At 44.6% G+C, this 17,291-nt stretch carries 19 protein-coding genes and 1 pseudogene; 7 read left to right on the plus strand and 13 right to left on the minus strand.

Annotated features, from left to right (window positions below):
* The first annotated feature begins 158 nt into the window (after positions 1-158).
* From M1E06_RS20450 to M1E06_RS20465, 4 genes are all read left to right on the plus strand, one after another.
* Entirely contained in the window at positions 159-572 is a 414-nt protein-coding gene (locus M1E06_RS20450; RefSeq protein WP_050820846.1) for a MerR family transcriptional regulator, read from the plus strand.
* On the plus strand, positions 569-1,486 hold the full coding sequence (locus M1E06_RS20455) for a DMT family transporter (RefSeq protein ID WP_020449948.1): 918 nt from the start codon (positions 569-571) through the stop codon (positions 1,484-1,486). The genes M1E06_RS20450 and M1E06_RS20455 overlap by 4 nt, the downstream gene beginning before the upstream one ends.
* 71 nt (positions 1,487-1,557) lie before the next feature.
* Positions 1,558-3,615 (plus strand): thioredoxin domain-containing protein, encoded by a 2,058-nt coding sequence (locus tag M1E06_RS20460; protein WP_050820847.1) that lies wholly within the window; start codon positions 1,558-1,560, stop codon positions 3,613-3,615.
* Positions 3,616-3,673: 58 nt separating this feature from the next.
* Positions 3,674-3,940 carry a hypothetical protein gene (locus M1E06_RS20465; protein WP_020449946.1) on the plus strand — a complete coding sequence of 89 codons (267 nt, stop codon included), beginning with the start codon at positions 3,674-3,676 and terminating at the stop codon, positions 3,938-3,940.
* Positions 3,941-4,058: 118 nt separating this feature from the next.
* On the opposite strand, the gene M1E06_RS20470 is transcribed toward M1E06_RS20465, so the two are convergent.
* The 4 genes from M1E06_RS20470 to M1E06_RS20485 all read right to left on the minus strand — a co-directional run bounded on the left by M1E06_RS20470 (position 4,059) and on the right by M1E06_RS20485 (position 7,014).
* Complete coding sequence (locus M1E06_RS20470) at positions 4,059-4,250, minus strand: YbxH family protein (RefSeq protein WP_003178500.1); 192 nt, start codon at positions 4,248-4,250, stop codon at positions 4,059-4,061.
* Between the two features lie 16 nt (positions 4,251-4,266).
* Positions 4,267-4,515, minus strand: a complete 249-nt coding sequence (locus tag M1E06_RS20475; protein WP_020449945.1) for a hypothetical protein — start codon at positions 4,513-4,515, stop codon at positions 4,267-4,269.
* A gap of 71 nt (positions 4,516-4,586) precedes the next feature.
* Positions 4,587-5,813, minus strand: a complete 1,227-nt coding sequence (locus M1E06_RS20480; protein WP_020449944.1) for an MDR family MFS transporter — start codon at positions 5,811-5,813, stop codon at positions 4,587-4,589.
* Positions 5,797-7,014: an ATP-grasp domain-containing protein gene (locus M1E06_RS20485; protein WP_020449943.1), complete on the minus strand. Its 1,218-nt coding sequence runs from the start codon at positions 7,012-7,014 to the stop codon at positions 5,797-5,799. The genes M1E06_RS20480 and M1E06_RS20485 overlap by 17 nt, the downstream gene beginning before the upstream one ends.
* Before the next feature lie 122 nt (positions 7,015-7,136).
* Between M1E06_RS20485 and M1E06_RS20490 the strand changes: the two genes are divergently transcribed.
* A complete protein-coding gene (locus M1E06_RS20490; protein WP_020449942.1) occupies positions 7,137-8,030 on the plus strand; it encodes a LysR family transcriptional regulator in 894 nt (297 codons plus the stop codon).
* An 84-nt stretch (positions 8,031-8,114) separates the two neighbouring features.
* Here M1E06_RS20490 and M1E06_RS20495 read toward each other — a convergent pair whose 3' ends face one another.
* The 9 genes and pseudogenes from M1E06_RS20495 to M1E06_RS20535 form a co-directional block, all read right to left on the minus strand.
* Positions 8,115-8,843, minus strand: a complete 729-nt coding sequence (locus M1E06_RS20495) for an alpha/beta fold hydrolase (RefSeq protein WP_020449941.1) — start codon at positions 8,841-8,843, stop codon at positions 8,115-8,117.
* A gap of 148 nt (positions 8,844-8,991) precedes the next feature.
* Entirely contained in the window at positions 8,992-9,699 is a 708-nt protein-coding gene (locus tag M1E06_RS20500) for a YjjG family noncanonical pyrimidine nucleotidase (protein WP_020449940.1), read from the minus strand.
* Positions 9,700-9,721: 22 nt separating this feature from the next.
* On the minus strand, positions 9,722-10,669 hold the full coding sequence (locus M1E06_RS20505) for an aminoglycoside phosphotransferase family protein (protein WP_216904305.1): 948 nt from the start codon (positions 10,667-10,669) through the stop codon (positions 9,722-9,724).
* A 63-nt stretch (positions 10,670-10,732) separates the two neighbouring features.
* Positions 10,733-11,602, minus strand: a complete 870-nt coding sequence (locus M1E06_RS20510; RefSeq protein ID WP_075212985.1) for an aminoglycoside 6-adenylyltransferase — start codon at positions 11,600-11,602, stop codon at positions 10,733-10,735.
* A 235-nt stretch (positions 11,603-11,837) separates the two neighbouring features.
* Complete coding sequence (locus M1E06_RS20515) at positions 11,838-11,975, minus strand: hypothetical protein (protein ID WP_153247060.1); 138 nt, start codon at positions 11,973-11,975, stop codon at positions 11,838-11,840.
* 196 nt (positions 11,976-12,171) lie between these two features.
* A complete protein-coding gene (locus M1E06_RS20520; protein WP_020449936.1) occupies positions 12,172-13,311 on the minus strand; it encodes an erythromycin esterase family protein in 1,140 nt (379 codons plus the stop codon).
* Positions 13,312-13,315: 4 nt separating this feature from the next.
* Positions 13,316-13,492: pseudogene (locus M1E06_RS20525) on the minus strand (hypothetical protein); the annotation flags it as partial.
* 66 nt (positions 13,493-13,558) lie between these two features.
* Entirely contained in the window at positions 13,559-13,978 is a 420-nt protein-coding gene (locus M1E06_RS20530) for a hypothetical protein (RefSeq protein ID WP_020449935.1), read from the minus strand.
* Between the two features lie 74 nt (positions 13,979-14,052).
* Positions 14,053-14,697, minus strand: a complete 645-nt coding sequence (locus M1E06_RS20535; RefSeq protein ID WP_020449934.1) for a DsbA family oxidoreductase — start codon at positions 14,695-14,697, stop codon at positions 14,053-14,055.
* A 194-nt stretch (positions 14,698-14,891) separates the two neighbouring features.
* On the opposite strand from M1E06_RS20535, the gene M1E06_RS20540 reads away from it, so the two are divergent.
* Positions 14,892-16,628 carry an ABC transporter ATP-binding protein gene (locus tag M1E06_RS20540; protein ID WP_020449933.1) on the plus strand — a complete coding sequence of 579 codons (1,737 nt, stop codon included), beginning with the start codon at positions 14,892-14,894 and terminating at the stop codon, positions 16,626-16,628.
* Positions 16,629-16,653: 25 nt separating this feature from the next.
* Positions 16,654-17,178 carry a DinB family protein gene (locus tag M1E06_RS20545; RefSeq protein WP_020449932.1) on the plus strand — a complete coding sequence of 175 codons (525 nt, stop codon included), beginning with the start codon at positions 16,654-16,656 and terminating at the stop codon, positions 17,176-17,178.
* Positions 17,179-17,291: the final 113 nt, after the last annotated feature.

Consider the following 17,291-nt stretch of genomic DNA (forward strand, 5'->3'; position numbering starts at 1 on the left):
ATAATGCCATTTGTTCAAATAATACAGTTTACCTTTTATGTCATTCATTTTTTAAAACCTGTCATCCGTAACCATGCGGTAGCAGGTTTTTTTATTTGCTTGACTTAGAGTTAACTCTAAGTTGTAAACTAACTTTAATCAAATGAGAGGGATGATGTTTGTTGTATTCCATTAGTAAAGCTGCTGAGAAGACTAGTATTAGTTCGTATACATTAAGATATTATGAAAAGATTGGGTTACTTCCACCACCAAAACGAAAAAACAGCGGAAGGCGTTTTTATACGGAGACTGATATTCAGTTCATGTTATTCCTGAAAAGTTTAAAGGAAACAGGTATGTCTTTGGAGGATATTAATGAGTTTGTCAAAGACGGATGCATTTTGGAAAAAATCAGTTCGGATGTTAAATCGGCACAACTCTCCCCATCTATAAATAAACGTATTGAGATTTTAACCAAACACTTAGAGAAAATGGAAATTAAAAAAAGGGAGCTGGAAGAAGTGATTTCTACTACAAAAGGAAAATTGGATACATATTATTCAATTTTGAAAGAGGAAGTGGAAAACAAATGAAACATTTAAATATATACATGATGTTACTTGGTTTCTCTATTTTCACGGGAGCTACTTTTAATCTTGCAAAATATACAGTTGGATATTTTTCTCCCTCGTCTTCTGCGGCATGGCGTTTCGGTTTAGCGGCTGCAGTGATGCTCATCATTTTGATTTTTACTGAAGGTATAAACAAGAGTCAATTACGGAAAAACGCCGTTTCATACATTGTTCTTGGAATTATAGGGATCTTTGGATTTAATGCATTGTTTTTTGTTGGTTTGAAATATACATCTCCCGTTAACGGAGCATTAATAATGGGGCTGAATCCTTTATTAACAGCAATTCTCGCTCGAATTATCTTAAAGGACAAAATGACAAAAAAACAAGTGCTCGGTATATTCTTTGCTTTCATCGGTGTATTGTTAGTTATTACACAAGGTTCTATCGAAACCATTAAAACCTTATCAATTTCAGGCGGAGACTTAATAATCTTTACAGGTAACGTTTGTTGGGCACTTTATGGTGTAATTGGACGTCGGTTTGTAAAGGATGGAACTCCGCTATCTACAACCACTTATACGATGGTTATCGGTGCTGTTAGTTTAATAGTAGCTTCCTTATTTACATCCAATCCTGCTTCTTTACCGAACATCCCGATTGGAGTTTGGGGAGCAATTGCCTTTATGGCTTTCTTTACAAGTGTTTTGGGTTACCTATGGTGGAATCAAGGGATTAAGGAGATTGGGGCAAGTAAAACATCTTTATTTTTCAACCTTGTTCCCGTTGTAACGATGATTATTTCATTTGCTGTTGGAACACCGATAAAGGCATTGCAAGTTATTGGGGCTGTGTTAGTTATATTGGGCGTTCTAACTGCTTCGGGGGTAATACGCATTCCTAAGTACAATACTAAAGAACAGTCAGCTGTATAAAGAAACAGGGATTATTTTTGAAAAAATGTGTTAAGTTAAATATACACTAATTCTAGGAAGAAGGTGATCCCATGCCAAACAAAAGTAAACCCAATAGATTAATCGCTGAGAAGTCACCATACTTACTCCAACACGCCCACAACCCCGTCGACTGGTACCCCTGGGGCGAAGAAGCCTTCGAAAAAGCGAAACACGAAAACAAGCCGGTACTTGTCAGCATCGGTTATTCGACTTGTCATTGGTGCCATGTCATGGCTCATGAAAGCTTCGAAGATGAAGAAGTTGCGAAGCTCCTGAATGAAAAATTCGTCTCTATTAAAGTGGACCGCGAGGAGCGGCCTGATGTGGATTCAATTTATATGACGATCTGCCAGATGATGACGGGGCAGGGCGGCTGGCCGCTGAACGTGTTTTTAACGCCTGATCAGAAGCCGTTTTATGCGGGTACATATTTTCCGAAGACGAGCAGGTTTAACCGGCCGGGATTTGTTGAGGTGGTGAAGCAGCTTTCCGATACTTTTGCGAACAACCGGGAACATGTTGAGGATATTGCTGAAAAAGCCGCCAACAACCTGAGAATCAAAGCGAAAAGCGATGCCGGCGATTCGCTCGGCGAAGACATGTTGAGACGGACGTATCAACAGCTGATCAACAGCTTCGATGCGGCGTACGGCGGTTTCGGAAGCGCACCGAAATTTCCGATCCCCCATATGCTGGCATTTCTGCTTCGCTATCATCAATACAGCGGCGAGGAGAACGCGCTGTACAGTGTGACGAAAACGTTGGACAGCATGGCGAACGGCGGCATTTACGATCATGTCGGCTACGGGTTCGCCCGCTATTCGACAGACGACGAATGGCTCGTTCCCCACTTTGAAAAAATGCTTTACGATAATGCTTTATTGCTGATCGCATATACTGAAGCCTATCAAATCACGAAAAACGAACGGTATAAACAGATTTCCGAGCAGATCATCACATTTGTCCGCCGCGAAATGACCGATGACAGAGGCGCTTTTTATTCAGCGCTTGATGCCGACACAGAAGGCGTGGAAGGCAAATATTATGTGTGGTCAAAAGACGAAGTCCTCGAAACGCTCGGGGATGAACTAGGCGAATTGTATTGCGCTGTTTACAACATCACGCAAGAAGGGAATTTTGAAGGCCACAATATCCCAAACTTGATCTACACCAGGCTGGAAAACATCAAGGATGAATTCGCGCTGACAGATGAAGAGCTTCAGAACAAGCTTGAAGAAGCGAGAATAAAACTTTTTGAAAAACGGCAGGAAAGAACGTATCCCCATGTCGACGACAAAGTGCTGACATCTTGGAACGCTCTGATGATCGCGGGTCTTGCCAAAGCGGCGAAAGTCTACAATGCGCCCGAATACTTGGAGATGGCGCGAGCTGCAGTCGCGTTCATCGAGAATAAATTGATTCAAGACGGACGCGTCATGGTCCGCTACCGTGACGGCGAGGTGAAACATAAAGGGTTTATCGATGACTACGCCTTCCTGCTGTGGGCCTACATCGAATTGTATGAAGCATCACTTGATTTAACCGATTTGCGAAAAGCCAAAAAACTCGCAGAGGACATGACGGGGCTGTTCTGGGATGAAGAGCACGGGGGTTTTTATTTTACGGGAAGCGATGCCGAGGCTTTGATCGTGCGTGATAAAGAAGTATACGACGGCGCCCTCCCGTCCGGAAACGGCGTCCTGGCCGTGCAGCTGTCCCGGCTTGGTCGGTTGACCGGCGATTTAACGCTCCATGATCAAGCGGCAAAAATGTTTTCTGCATTCAATGGAGATGTCTCCTCTTATCCGAGCGGCCATACAAACTTTCTCCAAGGCCTGTTGAGCCATGTCATGCCGCAAAAAGAAATCGTTGTGCTCGGAAAGCGCCATGACCCGGACAGACAGAAGATCGTAAGCACTTTGCAGCAGGCTTTCCAGCTGAATTACGCCGTCCTCGCCGCAGAATCGCCTGACGATTTCAAAGGGATTGCCGACTTTGCGGCCGAATACAAAGCAGTCGATAACAAAACGACTGTCTATATTTGTGAAAACTTCGCCTGCAGACAGCCGACCACGAATATAGACGAAGCGCTCGATCAGTTGGTTTAAACGGATGCCATCATGGGAATAACATCTGCAAACACCTAATCAGAAAGGGGTTATGACCATGAAGCAAAAGAATCTGATCTCAGGTCTCGCCGTTGCCGCCGGAGTCACCGCATATATGCTCAAAGACGAAACAAGAAGACAAAAACTGAAATCGTACTTGCAAAGCGTCAAAGAAAAGATCCCTTACTTTTCGGAAAAACACAACGTAGATTCATTCCCGGTTGAAAAAGCAGGCCATCCGTCTCCGCATGATATCGAAGATAACAAAATGGTATCGGAAGGATCCATGTACCCTGTTCAATACTACGATGAAAAGAAAAAATAGCGATGCATGAGCTGTCATATTTATGGCAGCTTTTCTGCTGCCGTTGTAAAAACTGCAAGCGGATGATAGATATCAAAATCCAAAAATAAAAGCCGCCCGTCGGCAGCCTCTTCAAACCTTATATTTTATTTTCATAGCAATAATGATTGACAAGCTCTTCAATTAAATCATGTTCTGGAAACTCTCCGTGAAACTCAAAGGGAATCTCCTCGACAAACCGGCCGCGCCGGTATACATGGATGGCGCCGTTTTGTCTGGTCACGCTGTATTCCGGTTCAAACGTGTATCCGTTCCGCTCTATTGCACCCATTGTTCATGCCCGCCTTTCAAAACAACAGTTCATACACTTCGTTTAATTCTCTTGTTCGTTTATGGTCCTGTTCATTCAGCGCATATTTCATCTCATGTTCAAGCACTTGATTCAGAAATTCCATTTCCCGCTCCTCCAAGTGCTCGACAAACTCTTCTTCATTGGCATATCGCCTGGAAACGATTTTTCTGTAAATGTTTTGTCCTATGCCGTGTTCAAGGTGATTCGACAGTGACTCACGGAGGTAGCCCAATGTTGTGTCCATGATTCAATCTCCTTTTTTACCTTATAGGTTGGGTGAATTCTTGATGATTCATGCATGAGCGGCCTAAATTTTCAATAAGAAAAAGGCGATACACCATGATGCTGTGCAGATAAAAACTTTCTCCTTCCCAGATGGTAGGCACCTAGAGCGAAGAAGACTGAACACGCAGCAATGAGAAAGACGGCTTTTCCCCCGTACAAGGCAAGCATCATTCCCCCCAGCCAAGGCCCTAAAAATTCACCGATGTTGTATAAGTTTTGCATGCCGTAATACGCGCCCTTCATATGATCCGGAGCAAGCTCGTCCAAAAGGACATTCATTGAAGGAAAACATAAAATTTCGCCGATTGTCAGAACAAACATCGAAAGCATAAAAACAATCCAGCCATTTGCGACAGAAAAACCGACATTCCCCAACATGCAAAAAACGGTTCCAATTGATATTGTTGTTAAGGATTTATACTTCTCAAATAAACGGGTGAGCGGCACTTGTAAAAGGATGACCGTCACTGCGTTTAACGTAATTAAAGTCGAAAATATTTTAACTCCGTTTGCAAAGTCGTAATTTAAATACTGCAGCAAAGTACTTTCCATTTGCGAATAGCTGAACAAAAAAAGGATGCCGCCGGCTATGTAAAATCGAAGAGCCTTGTCTTGCTTTAACGTTTTCAAGACGGAACCTGCCTGAATTTTTTCAGAAGCGGTTTTTGTCTCTTTCACCGTGATCAGCCGAATCATCATCAAGCTTAAAAGTGCAGCATAGCCAAAATAGACAAGCCCTGTGATGATAAACGGCGTTCCGGTTTTGGCAAGACCGAAATAAGTGCCCAATAAAGGTCCGACAGCGGCTCCAATATTAATGGCCAAATACCGCAAAGAGAAAATGCGGAATCTCATCTCCCGTTCCGATAACTCAGCCATCAAAGCCTTTGACACAGGTTCAAAACACGAATGGCAAAGCCCGCTTAAAATATTTAGCAATAAAAACCACATGAAATCATGGACAAGTCCAAAAAGAATGAATACAAAGCTCCAAATGAAAATGGATGAAAGCATCACTTTTTTTCTGCCGATTTTATCTGAAAGCGCTCCTCCGACTACCCCTCCTACAGTGCTTGAAAAATAGCCGAAACCGATCACAAGCCCGATGGTTCCAAAATCGGCTCCCGTTTTCATATGAAGATAGAGTGCCAAAAACGGGGTTGTCATCGACTTAGCCGCCTTTGTGACAAGCGTGCCTATCAGCAAAAATCGGATCAACGGGTGAAGGCGGCTGAATGCTTTAAATTGCGCAAACATCCGAAGTCTTTTCCCATTCGGTATGATCATGAAACCACGTTGCAAGTCGGCTGATGCGGCCGCTTAATTCGGCTTCTGTGTGCCCGGTAATCAAACAGCCTGCTATTGCGTCTACACTGGAAGACGAGCCGTGGAACCTGTCTCCGGCTTGAGCGAAAATATTTTGTTTCGCTAGCCAGTCTGTAGCTGGTGCCGGCATGATTTCTTTCAGCACGCCGTCTTTTGGTGGAATCAACAGCCAGCCGCTTAGGCGGTGCGGATTGTTGTTCACCGCCGGAATATGAAAGTCCAGGCCGCATTGCGCTTTAACACACGCTTCATTGATATCAAAGCCGAAAGTCTGCGCAGTAGCTTCACGGACCATAGCGCCGCCGGTTCTGCTGGCCACTTCACAAAACACCAGTTCATCATCCGGTGTATGAAACACTTCAGCATGGAATGTTGTAATATCCGGAACAGGAAGGGCAGCAAGCGCTTTTTGAACAAAATCAGTCAACCGCCGGGTGAGCGGATTTTCCCGTTCAAGCTGGAGGCTGCCTAAAAACTGTTGTTCTTGAAAAGCCAAACATCCGTTGATATAACGCGACGGCCAGCTGAGGACAGTCTCTCCATCAAGGATCAGACCGTCTATATGATACATATCCCCTTCGATAAACGACTCAACCTCCAGATGATCAGGAAGACCTTTCGAAAGAAAATTCCACACGTCCTGCCGATCCCTTAAAACGGTTGTATCAACAGACCCCGATCCGCAAATAGGCTTAACGACCACAGGAAAACCGAAAGTTTGAACAAACGTATATAAGTCGGCCGCCGAGTCGATTTTCTTAAAGTCCGGAACCTTTACACCGGCTTTTCTGACCTGCTCTTTCATTAATATTTTGTTGCGGAACAACAGAGCGCTTTCGTAAGACTGCCCTTTTATACCCAAAAGCGACCTCAGCTTCCCCGCCCTCAACATATCAAATTCTGATGATGCAATAATCGTTTTAAAGTGATACGTTTCATTCAGCTCCAAAGCACGTATTTCGATGCATCCATTAACCGGATAATCGTCAAACGCTTCGATCACATCATAATTTCTGCATTCATCCGCACGATCGGTTGAAGTCAGCATGGCCACCGGTTCGTTCAATTCCTCCAGCCATACATCATACGGAGACTTGCAATAAGCTGTTTTATTTAGGATAAGCGTACTCATAGCCGTTTCTCCTTTCTTGTAAAACATGTTGTTCAACTTTATAATAGTAAAAGTATTTAGATAACTCTAATATATCTTTATTTGATATTGATAACTTTTATTTATAAATAGAGGTGTGAAATATGAATCTTCATGCACTGCGATTGTTCTATTCGGTCGCGGAAACAGGCAGCGTCACCCAAGCTGCCAAACAGCTAAACATCAGCCAGCCTGCCGTCACCTCCCAAATTAAGAAATTAGAACGCGAGATCGACTGTACCTTATTCGTTCCTAAAGGCAGGGGGATTCTGCTGACACAGTCCGGCGCAGAGCTTGCAAAACAGGCAAAGCGGCTGTTTTCACTTGAAAAAGAAATTGAATTGTACGTGGAACAGTTAAGGGAAGGGTCAATTGGAAAACTGCGTATTGCCGCCACCTTCCTCCCCGCCAATTATTTGCTGCCAAGATGGCTCAGCCGCTATAAACAGCAATTTCCCAAGACAGAAGTTGAAATCACGACAACGAACTTTCAAAAAGCTTGTGAACAGCTGATCAACTATGAAGCGGACATTGGCCTGATCGGCGGGACAACGGAATTCGATCCTTTCATAAAAGGGACGCTGCTTTTAGAAGATGACATGCTGTTTGTCGTCAATAAAAATCATAGGCTTGCATCACAGTACACGACATTGGAAGAAGTGGTGAAAGAACCGTTTATCTTTCGTGAAGAAGGAAGTCTTTCCCGGGAGAAATTAATTTCTTTATGCACATTGCATCATGTCGACAAACCCAGAATAGGTATACAAATAAACGGATTGAATGAAACGATCAGAACGGTTATGGAAGGTTATGGAGTCGCTTTCACATCCTCTCTTGAAGTAAACGAATATATTGACCGGGGAGATATAGCGCGGGTTCATGTCAAACAAGTCGATTTAAAAAATCCTATTTCATTATGCATTAGAAGAGATGATCACCTTGCTCCTTCCGCCAGCAACTTTATTCAAATGATTCAAACGGCTTCGTATAGGCCTTAGCCGGCAAATGAAGAAACGGGTTAAAGCGCTTTAAAGGAGAGGATCATAAACAAAAAAAGCTCTCGCAAAAAGCGAGAGCTTTCTTTATGATTTGATCCAGTCAAGCATCACGTTCACGATCTCCTCCTGCTGTTTAACAGCTGGGATCTTCGCGGGACGATCCCCCCTTTGTTCGCCGTACATACCAAATTGGGCGTGGTTTCCCCCTTTGATTTCCTCAAACACTGTTGTATCAGGCAGGTTCTTTCCGGAGGCTGCTGTTTTTTCTTGAGTTGAAAGGCCATCGCGTTCACCTGATATAGAAAGAACACGGTACGGCGCACTTTTTATCGATTGTGAATCAGAAGGATAGGAGGCGAGAAAATAAAGCCCGTCAATCTTATCTGGATGCTTTTTGGCGTACATGGCTGCTGCCGCACCTCCTAAAGAATGTCCCCCGAGATACCAATGATCAATATTACTGTTATCTGTTATCATTCTTTCTGCTTGATTCGGATTGAATATGGCCAAAGAAAAAGGCATGCGCGGGATAAAGACACTGTAACCATTTTGTTTCAGCTTTTCGCCGATGTAAGCATAAGCAAGCGGTTCAACTTTTGCCCCAGGATATAAAATGATCCCGGTATTTGCCCCATCCGCTTGAAAAGTGTAAACACCGTTTTTACTTTCGACTTGATCAAGGTTGATCATCTTTTTGAGTTTGTTTGATGGTTCATATGTGAAACGGCTCCACACAAAAAACGCGCTGAATAACAGAACAAAAACTGCGACTAACGAAAAAACCGCAGTTTTCAAAACCTTTCTTCGTTGCATGTTTCACCAGGCTTCCTCTGCTTGGTTTTAATTTAGCTCCCGGAAAATCCACCGCAACTCGGCCGTCGGAAGTTCAGCTTCCGCATCCTCCCTGTTGCAGTTTGCAGACAAAGGTAATGGAAAACCGATTTACTCGTATCGGCAGCAATCAGGCCGAAGGTACTTTTCCATGATTTAAAATGTGCTGGAGTTCATTAAGCCTTTGAATTTGATAAGTCGGCTCAATGTCCGTATGATTCGCTGACATGTCTGGATTCATCCAGCATGTATCCAATCCGGCCAGCCGCCCCCCTTTTATGTCCGCTGTCAATGAATCCCCGATGATCAGCCCTTGATCGGCAGAAAAATGAGGAATTCGTTCAAAAACGTAATCAAAGTATTCTTTCATCGGTTTTTGAAAACCGGTGTCCTCTGAAACAAAAATCCCTTTAAACATCGGGTATAATCCCGAAGCTTGCAGACGCTTATACTGCGTTTTTGAAATACCGTTCGTCACGATATATAAATCATATTGATCCTGCAGGCTTTCAATTAATTCAAAAGCGCCGTCTATCAGTTGATGCCCTTCTTCAAGGAAGCTGCGATACTTCTCCTCAAGCAAAACGCCGTCAGCCTCTAGACCATATTCTTTGAATAAAAGGGAAAAACGCGTATTGACCACTTGGCCGCGGTCTATCTCCCCTTTTTCAAACGCCCTCCATAAACCTTGATTGATACGTCTATAATTCGCTTCTATTTCAGCTGTTAAAGGAATTTGCTGTTCCTGAAAAAGCTTCCGCAGTGCTGACTTTTCCGCTGCACCGAAGTCTAATAGTGTGTCATCCACATCAAAAAATAAAGTACGATAATTTTTCACAGATGTTCCTCCATTTAGCTTTTTAACAGTCGATCTTGCTGTCCTCTATGGCCTCAAGCTCGTTTTTCAGCAAGCTCATCGTCTCTGCCTTTTCATTTTCTGTCTGAATGTCAAACGCCAGCTGCTCTGTAAACTCCCATATGTCCTCCAGTCTTCGCCTGATCTGATAAAACCGCAATGCGTTCTGATCAATTTCAAACCCTTTATGAGTCTCGCGATAAACCCGCAAAAACTCTTGTACATACGGTTGATTGGCAAAAAATATCAGATCCGCTTCAACAGGGGCCAATTTCAAGCCCTCCCAATCGATCAGAATCAATTCCCCGCCCGTTTTCATCATATTCCATCCATGAATATCTGTATGGCACAAAGCCAATCTTCTGTCGCTGCATTTCAAATCATCCGCCAGGGACAAGGCTGCCTCCATCATCTCGCGGATTGATCCGATGTAGGGTTGAATGAGTGGCGCCAGCTCACAAGGAAGGTGATCAAGCCATTGTTTCATCTCGCCTAAAAACGAAATATCATAGTTTTCTTTTATTCTTTCTGTCTTCACCGGGATCGTCTCGTCATATCGGTGCAGCTCCGCTATGATGCTGGCGAGCTTCTCCTCGCAGCCTTTGCCGAGCGGCCGGCCACCAATGGTTTCCCCGGCGATGTATTCATAAAGCACATAAACCGCATCATCATCTTCGCACTTGTATTCTCCATTTGTTGTTAAAAGCGGCACAGGCAGCTTCCCGCTGAGAGCGGTGCGGTCACTCAGCCACCTGAGAACAGGCATATAATCATCAATCAGAGCCGTCCATTTCGCTGTCGATGCCCTATTTTTATCATACACTTTTAGAAAGAAAGCGGCTTTTCCATCGGTTACTTGATAAGCGAGTGCTGTCCATCCCCCTTGCTCGGGAGAAATGTTCACACTGTCGATTCCATAATGCTCCTTCAATATTTTTTTAAGACTGAACATGGCGTTCACCTCCGCAAAAAACACACTCCCGGCTCACCTGCCGGGAGTGCGGCCATCATCTGATTAGTCAATTACCTTTGCATCAGGCTTCAGCTGCTGAACGCGTCTCACGTACTGTTTGACTTTCTCGGCTTCTGCGAAAAGATATTGTTCAGCCAGATGTTCAGCGACTGCTGCCGCTGTCTCTTCAAACAGATCCCACATCTTAAACAAACTGTTCCATACACGCTCATAATCAGCTGGCGGATACGTCTCCAAAAGCCTTTCCCACGTATTTCGATCAACATAGCGATCAAGAAACTTTGCATTCTTGCCTATGCTCAGCAAAAAGCCCGTTTCAAAACCGACCTTCCATTCGAGCATTTTCAGCAGCATGGCCCTGACGAGGTTTAAATGATCGAGTGCATAAAGAATTTCCTGCCGCCACAACCCTTTGGCCACATATGTCGACGTCCACCAAAATTCATTGCAGCAGTCGGCGAAGCATTGCGGGGACGGTTTTTGCACCCAATATTCCCGATCCGTCGGCGGCGGGATAACGGGCAGGTCCTGATCCTTATCGAGCAGGATCACGGTTAATCCGTCTTCCCGGCAGTATTCCAGCTTTTCTTCAAGAGGCACAAGAATCAAATCAATGCGGCTGCCGTCAGTAAATAACATTAAATAAGAAAAGCGGTTGCCAAGCTCATTCGGAAACAGCTCCATCGCTTCCGGCGTCTGCATGATGATCCGCTCCCCAAAAACGTCAACCCAGCCCGGCTCATCAAGAAAAGACTGCATATCTGTTACAACATAGACCATATCATAATCGCGAAAAGGGTCTTTCGGAACATTCGGATTCGTCCGCGAACCGTTCATACCGACCGCTCTAACGCGGTCGTCCTCCCGTGCGACCTTCAGCACCAAATCGATGATTTCCTGCTCTGTACGCATGTATATCAACCTCCTCTTTTTAATGGTTATAGAAAAACTTGATGAGGAGGTCCGCGATTACGTGGTTATATGAAATGCTCAGGAAACGTCGTCATCAATATACCCTCCCTCTTTTAACGAATGGCTTTCAGATCGTCTTCAAGGCGATCCAGCTGTGAAGAAAAGCCTTCGGCCATCCCTTTATCATGATTTGTTGAAGATCTTCCTCTCAAGAAACTGTGAACGCGTTACCAGTTTACCTTTGGAGTTCTTCATATTTCTCCTCAACCACCATCTCCGGCATCTCGGGAACAGGATTCCCTTCCTCATCTGCCGAACATATCTTTTCATGGATGTCCTGATAAACGCCTTTACCAAAAGTTAATACGTCCATGAAATTACCCTGGGTCTGACTTGTGCACTCTATGCAATAATCCCATTCACCATTGAAAACCAAAAAAACAGCTTTCAGTTTTCCTCCCTTTGGCCGCCACCAGCAATTTAATATAACGAAAAAGTTCTTTTCCCAACAAAAAATTCCTATAAGCAGAGATCTTCACCTTAGAGGTTATGCTTAACCCGTCAACATCCTATTCAACATTAACAACTGCTGGGGTTACTTTTTTAAAGAATAAAACTCCGTCATACTGTTGAACCGGCTTGAAAGAAATACGCAAGCCTCCTCCCTCAAAAGCCTTCCACTTTTTCCCCCCCCACTTTGAAGCACATGGTATAAAAAAATTGGGATGGGGTGAATTGCTGAGCAGCCACTCCATGTGCTTTTTGTTAACTTTTTTGATAGGATGATCGCCTCCTTGGTTGTCACCCATTCTTCCTTCTCCCGCGTAAAGACCAATAACAAAACTGTCCTCTTTCATAAATTCCGGAAGGTTTTCTACAAATGATCGATATGGTGAAAACCGATTGACGCTGCTTTGTTTTTTGATGTGAAGGTTGTGAGCCCAAATGATAAATTTCTCATCAGGATAAACATGCTGAGATAAAAATTCAAGATTCTTCGCCATTAATTCATCACGATATTCAAACAATTTTGAAAAACCTTTTGTAAAATTCGCCTTAAAATAATTGAGTCTGTTTTTCATCGTCTGTAACACGACATCACGAAGCATAGCAGAGGGGAAAGTCTGTTTTTCAAGCTCCCTTATCAGTCCTTGGCCTATTCTTTCAATTTCTTCTACTGTTTTCCTAAAACGCCGCTTTAACATATAATCTTTATCGAGCATCTCATTTGTACGCGTATCAAATGTTACAAACGTTTTCCTGAGATCCCCTGTCAAATGCGAACGCATGTAGGAGGAAAAGTGCTTATCCATGCTCTGCTGAACATCAACGCCTGTTAAATGCAAAGGCTGCCGCTGTTGAGTTTCCTTCATATACTCAAACAAATCAAGCATAAATTCGTTTTGCCAAACTTTCCCGATGGAACCGGACATATTTTCTTTGGCACTAAGTTCTTCTGAAAGATAATTTCCTATGCTGCAATCTCCCAATTCACTTTCGAAAGCAAGAATACGAAATCCTAATTCCTGATGCAGATATTTGATCAAGCTTGCCTTCGCCTCAATATATTCTTTGACGCAATGGCTGCTTTCACCAAGAAATACAAATCTTTTATTTCGCAATATCTCTTTTAAGGAGCCGAATTTGTAACCATCAATCCCCCCAATATTAATCGACTCATCTCTTATTTCATCAAATAAATCATTCACTGTTTTAGCCTCCTCCCACAATCGCTTGGTCATTGTTTGAATTGTACAATTTGGTGTAAAACCCTTGGTTGCGAATCAATTGTAAATGGTTGCCCATCTCTTGAATCTCTCCGTCTTTTAGCACTAATATGAGATCTGCATCCTTAATCGTACTTAGCCTGTGAGCTATGACAATGCGCGTGCACTGATTGAACATCTAAATGAACCGGCCGAAAAAAGGTGTGAAAACCCTGCGCCAGCAAATGTTTTATTTACGAATCTTGACCAGCTGCCGCTCCTCAAAATAAAACATGCCTGCAATTTCATCCATGTATTTCTTTTTATCCAGCTTGACATGCTTGCCCAGCTGAAGAGCGTTTATATCAATGAAAAAGTCTAAGCGGTCGTCTTTTTCTCTGTCTTCCTCACCGTCCCAGCAAGAGTAAACTTCTATATCTTCACCCTCGGGCATATTTGAATTGATATAGCTGAATAGCGCCCTTATGTCATTTCCCGGTCTATGTAAACAGCCGGTCGCCTCATATACAAACGGCTTGCTGAATTTTGTTTTGACCATTTCGTACCCTTGATCAAGCTCAGCGATACTAATCAAACCTTCTTTTGTTTGGTCCTGGAAGCTCCCCAACGGAAGCTCCTGATCGGCTGCAATAAAATGGTGGAGTGTCAACTGTCTTCCCTCTTCTTTCCTGTATAAAAAAAGAACCCTATTAAAGGGTTCTTCAAATGGCTCATTTTTCCTGCTTAGCAGTTGTTTCCGTCAAGGTCGCACTGCAAGCCGTCAACAGGTTTTTGTTTGCTTTCTTTTTCGATCACCTGTTCAAACACTTCCCTTGCCGCGGCCCCGGCGATCCGTTCATTGCCAATGATAAATGTCGGAACGGCCGTGATGCCGGCTTCTTCGTAAGCGTGTTGGAGCGCCGTCCGCTGCACGTCCTGATATGTTCTGGAGTTTAAAGCTTCTTTAAAAGCCTGCTCATCCAGTCCGGCTTCTTTAGCCAGCGCTGTTAATACGTCGATGTCGCCAATATTTTGATCTTCCTGGAAAAAGGCTTGATAAACCCGGTCATTGTACGCTTTCGCTTTACCGTGTTCTTTTGCAAAGTGATAGCCTTCATGAGCCAAATCTGTATAAGGATGCGGAGAGACATTCGGCAGCTTCATGTTGACGCCCCAAGCCTCGATTCGCGGCTTAATAGCGCCGTCCCACATTGCCAATTTTGATGGATCATTTAACGGATCAAGCTGCTCAGATGGACGCGGCCTCAGTTCGAATGGCAGCCACTCGACTACCACATCTTTGCCTTCGATCGCTTTTTCGAATTGGTCTTTTCCGAGGAAACAGAATGGACAGACATAATCGGAGTATACTTTAATATTTATCGTCATGTTTTTCTTCCTTTCTTATATTCAATCAACCATATGTAACAATAATAGTTACAATCATCTCTCCTGTCAATCTTTTTAGCATGAAGCTAAAATCGGCAATGATCGGGAACTTTCTGCTGTTTAAATCGTAATATGATGAGTTACAGCTTGCGCCATCCACTTCTTTGACATTATATCGATAAGGAGTTTATCAAATGAAAACAGAAAACAACAATAGCATGAAACCGTTTTTCTCCATGATTCTCACATCCGGCGTACCCAGGCTGGCTTTAACCGTCGGTTTGACCGCAAGCCTCGTCACTACATTGGTCGGCCTGTCCATTCCGCTGTTGACAAGAGAAATGGTTGACGGCTTTTCCGCCAATTCGATCAATCTGGCCTTAGCGGGAATCCTTGCGCTCGTTTTTATCGTTCAAGCGGTCTGCGACGGGTTTTCGACCTATTTTCTTTCCTATGCCGGGCAAAAAGTGGTCGCTTCCCTGCGCGAGCGCATGTGGTTCAAGCTGCTGCGCCTGCCTGTCCGCTACTTTGACGAAAAGACGAGCGGTGAAACCGTCAGCCGTGTTGTCAATGACACCGGTATTGTTGAAAGCTTGATTTCCGACCATTTTCCGCAGTTTGTTTCCGGCATCATCACCATTGTCGGATCGGTAATCATTTTGCTGATCATGGATTGGAAAATGACACTGCTCATGCTGATCTCCGTTCCGATCACGACCTTCATCATGATCCCGCTCGGCATGAAAATGCAGCGAATCTCCAAAACGCTGCAGGATGAAACAGCTTCCTTCACAGGACATGTCCAGCAGACATTAAGCGAAATCAGATTAATGAAAGCATCAAACGCCGAGCATACAGAAAAAATGAAAGGGTTATCAGGCCTTTCGAAGCTCTTTCAATACGGCCTCAAGGAAGCCCGTATATTTGCGCTCGTCTCCCCGTTTATGCACCTTGTCATTATGATTGTGATCGTCGCCATCATCGGCTACGGCGGCATCCGCGTCTCTGAGGGGACGATGTCGGCAGGCTCGCTGATCGCCTTTTTGCTTTATCTGTTTCAAATCATCTTCCCGATCACATCGTTCACAATGTTTTTCACTCAGCTGCAAAAAGCAAAAGGAGCAACAGAGCGGATCATCGAGATTTTGCATACTGAAGAGGAAGAAGGCCAGGAAGGACTTGAGATGGATATCTCCAATCTGCCGATACGTGTCGAGAATGTATCTTTCTCTTACGGCGATGACGAGCCTGTCTTGCGGGAGGTATCTTTCGACGTCGATCCCGGGCAGATGATTGCATTTGTCGGTCCGAGCGGCGGCGGAAAAACGACGATGTTCGGCCTCTTGGAACGATTTTACGAACCGGACTCAGGGGCCATTAACATCGGGGAAACACCGATCAATAAGCTGTCGATGAAATCGTGGCGCAGCCAGATCGGCTACGTATCTCAAGACAGCCCGATGATGTCCGGCACCATCCGTGAGAACTTGTGCTACGGCTTGGATCACGCCGACAGCATTGACGATCAAGAACTGTGGAAAGTCGCGGAAATGGCGTATGCCGACACATTTATTAAACAATTTCCAGAGCAGCTTGATACGGAAGTCGGCGAACGCGGCGTCAAGCTGTCCGGCGGCCAGAGACAGCGGATCGCCATCGCCCGCGCCTTCCTGCGCGACCCGAAAATTTTAATGATGGACGAAGCGACAGCCAGCCTTGACAGCCAATCAGAAGCCATCGTCCAGCAGGCGCTTGCCCGCCTCATGGAAGGCCGCACCACCTTCGTCATCGCCCACCGGCTATCGACAATCGTGAACGCGGACCAAATTATATTTATCGAAAAAGGCGAGATTACAGGGCGGGGGCGGCACCACGAGCTGATTGCTTCGCATGCGCTGTATCGGGAGTTTGCTGAGCGGCAGTTGACGTGAACTTTTATGAAAGGAGGTCATTCACATGAACTTTCAACTCGAGGAAGCAATCGAAATCCTAGAGCGCACACCACAAACGTTGAGTCAGCTGCTGACCGGATTATCAAACCCCTGGATCAGCTGCGATGAAGGCGAAGACACGTGGAACGCCTTTGATGTCGTCGGCCATCTGATTGAAGGAGAAAAAAACAATTGGTTGCCGCGGATCAAAATGATCGTGACAAAAGGAGCAACGGAACCTTTTCCGACGTTCGACCGCTTCAGCCAGTTGAATCAAAACGACGGGAAAACGATGGAACAGCTGCTTAACGAATTTGCTGAAATCAGACGGGCGAATCTGAAAACATTGCGGCAGATCATTAATCCTGAAACCGACTTCGAACAAACGGGGGTGCACCCCGAATTCGGAATCGTTAAGCTGAGAGAGCAGATCTCAACATGGGTTGCCCACGATCTCACTCACATCTCGCAAATCGCAAGAGTGCTGGCGAAGCGGTATCAGGACGATGTCGGGCCTTGGAAGGCTTATTTGGGGATTTTAAACAGCTAAACGATACTCATTAACGTTGTTAGACTATAACAAACTTGGCGAACATATGGCTGAACCCATGATTTGTCATAGATTCCAAAACCCAGGGAACGGCATTTAATGTTAGGAAGTTC

The organism is Bacillus sp. AK124 (assembly GCF_053903085.1).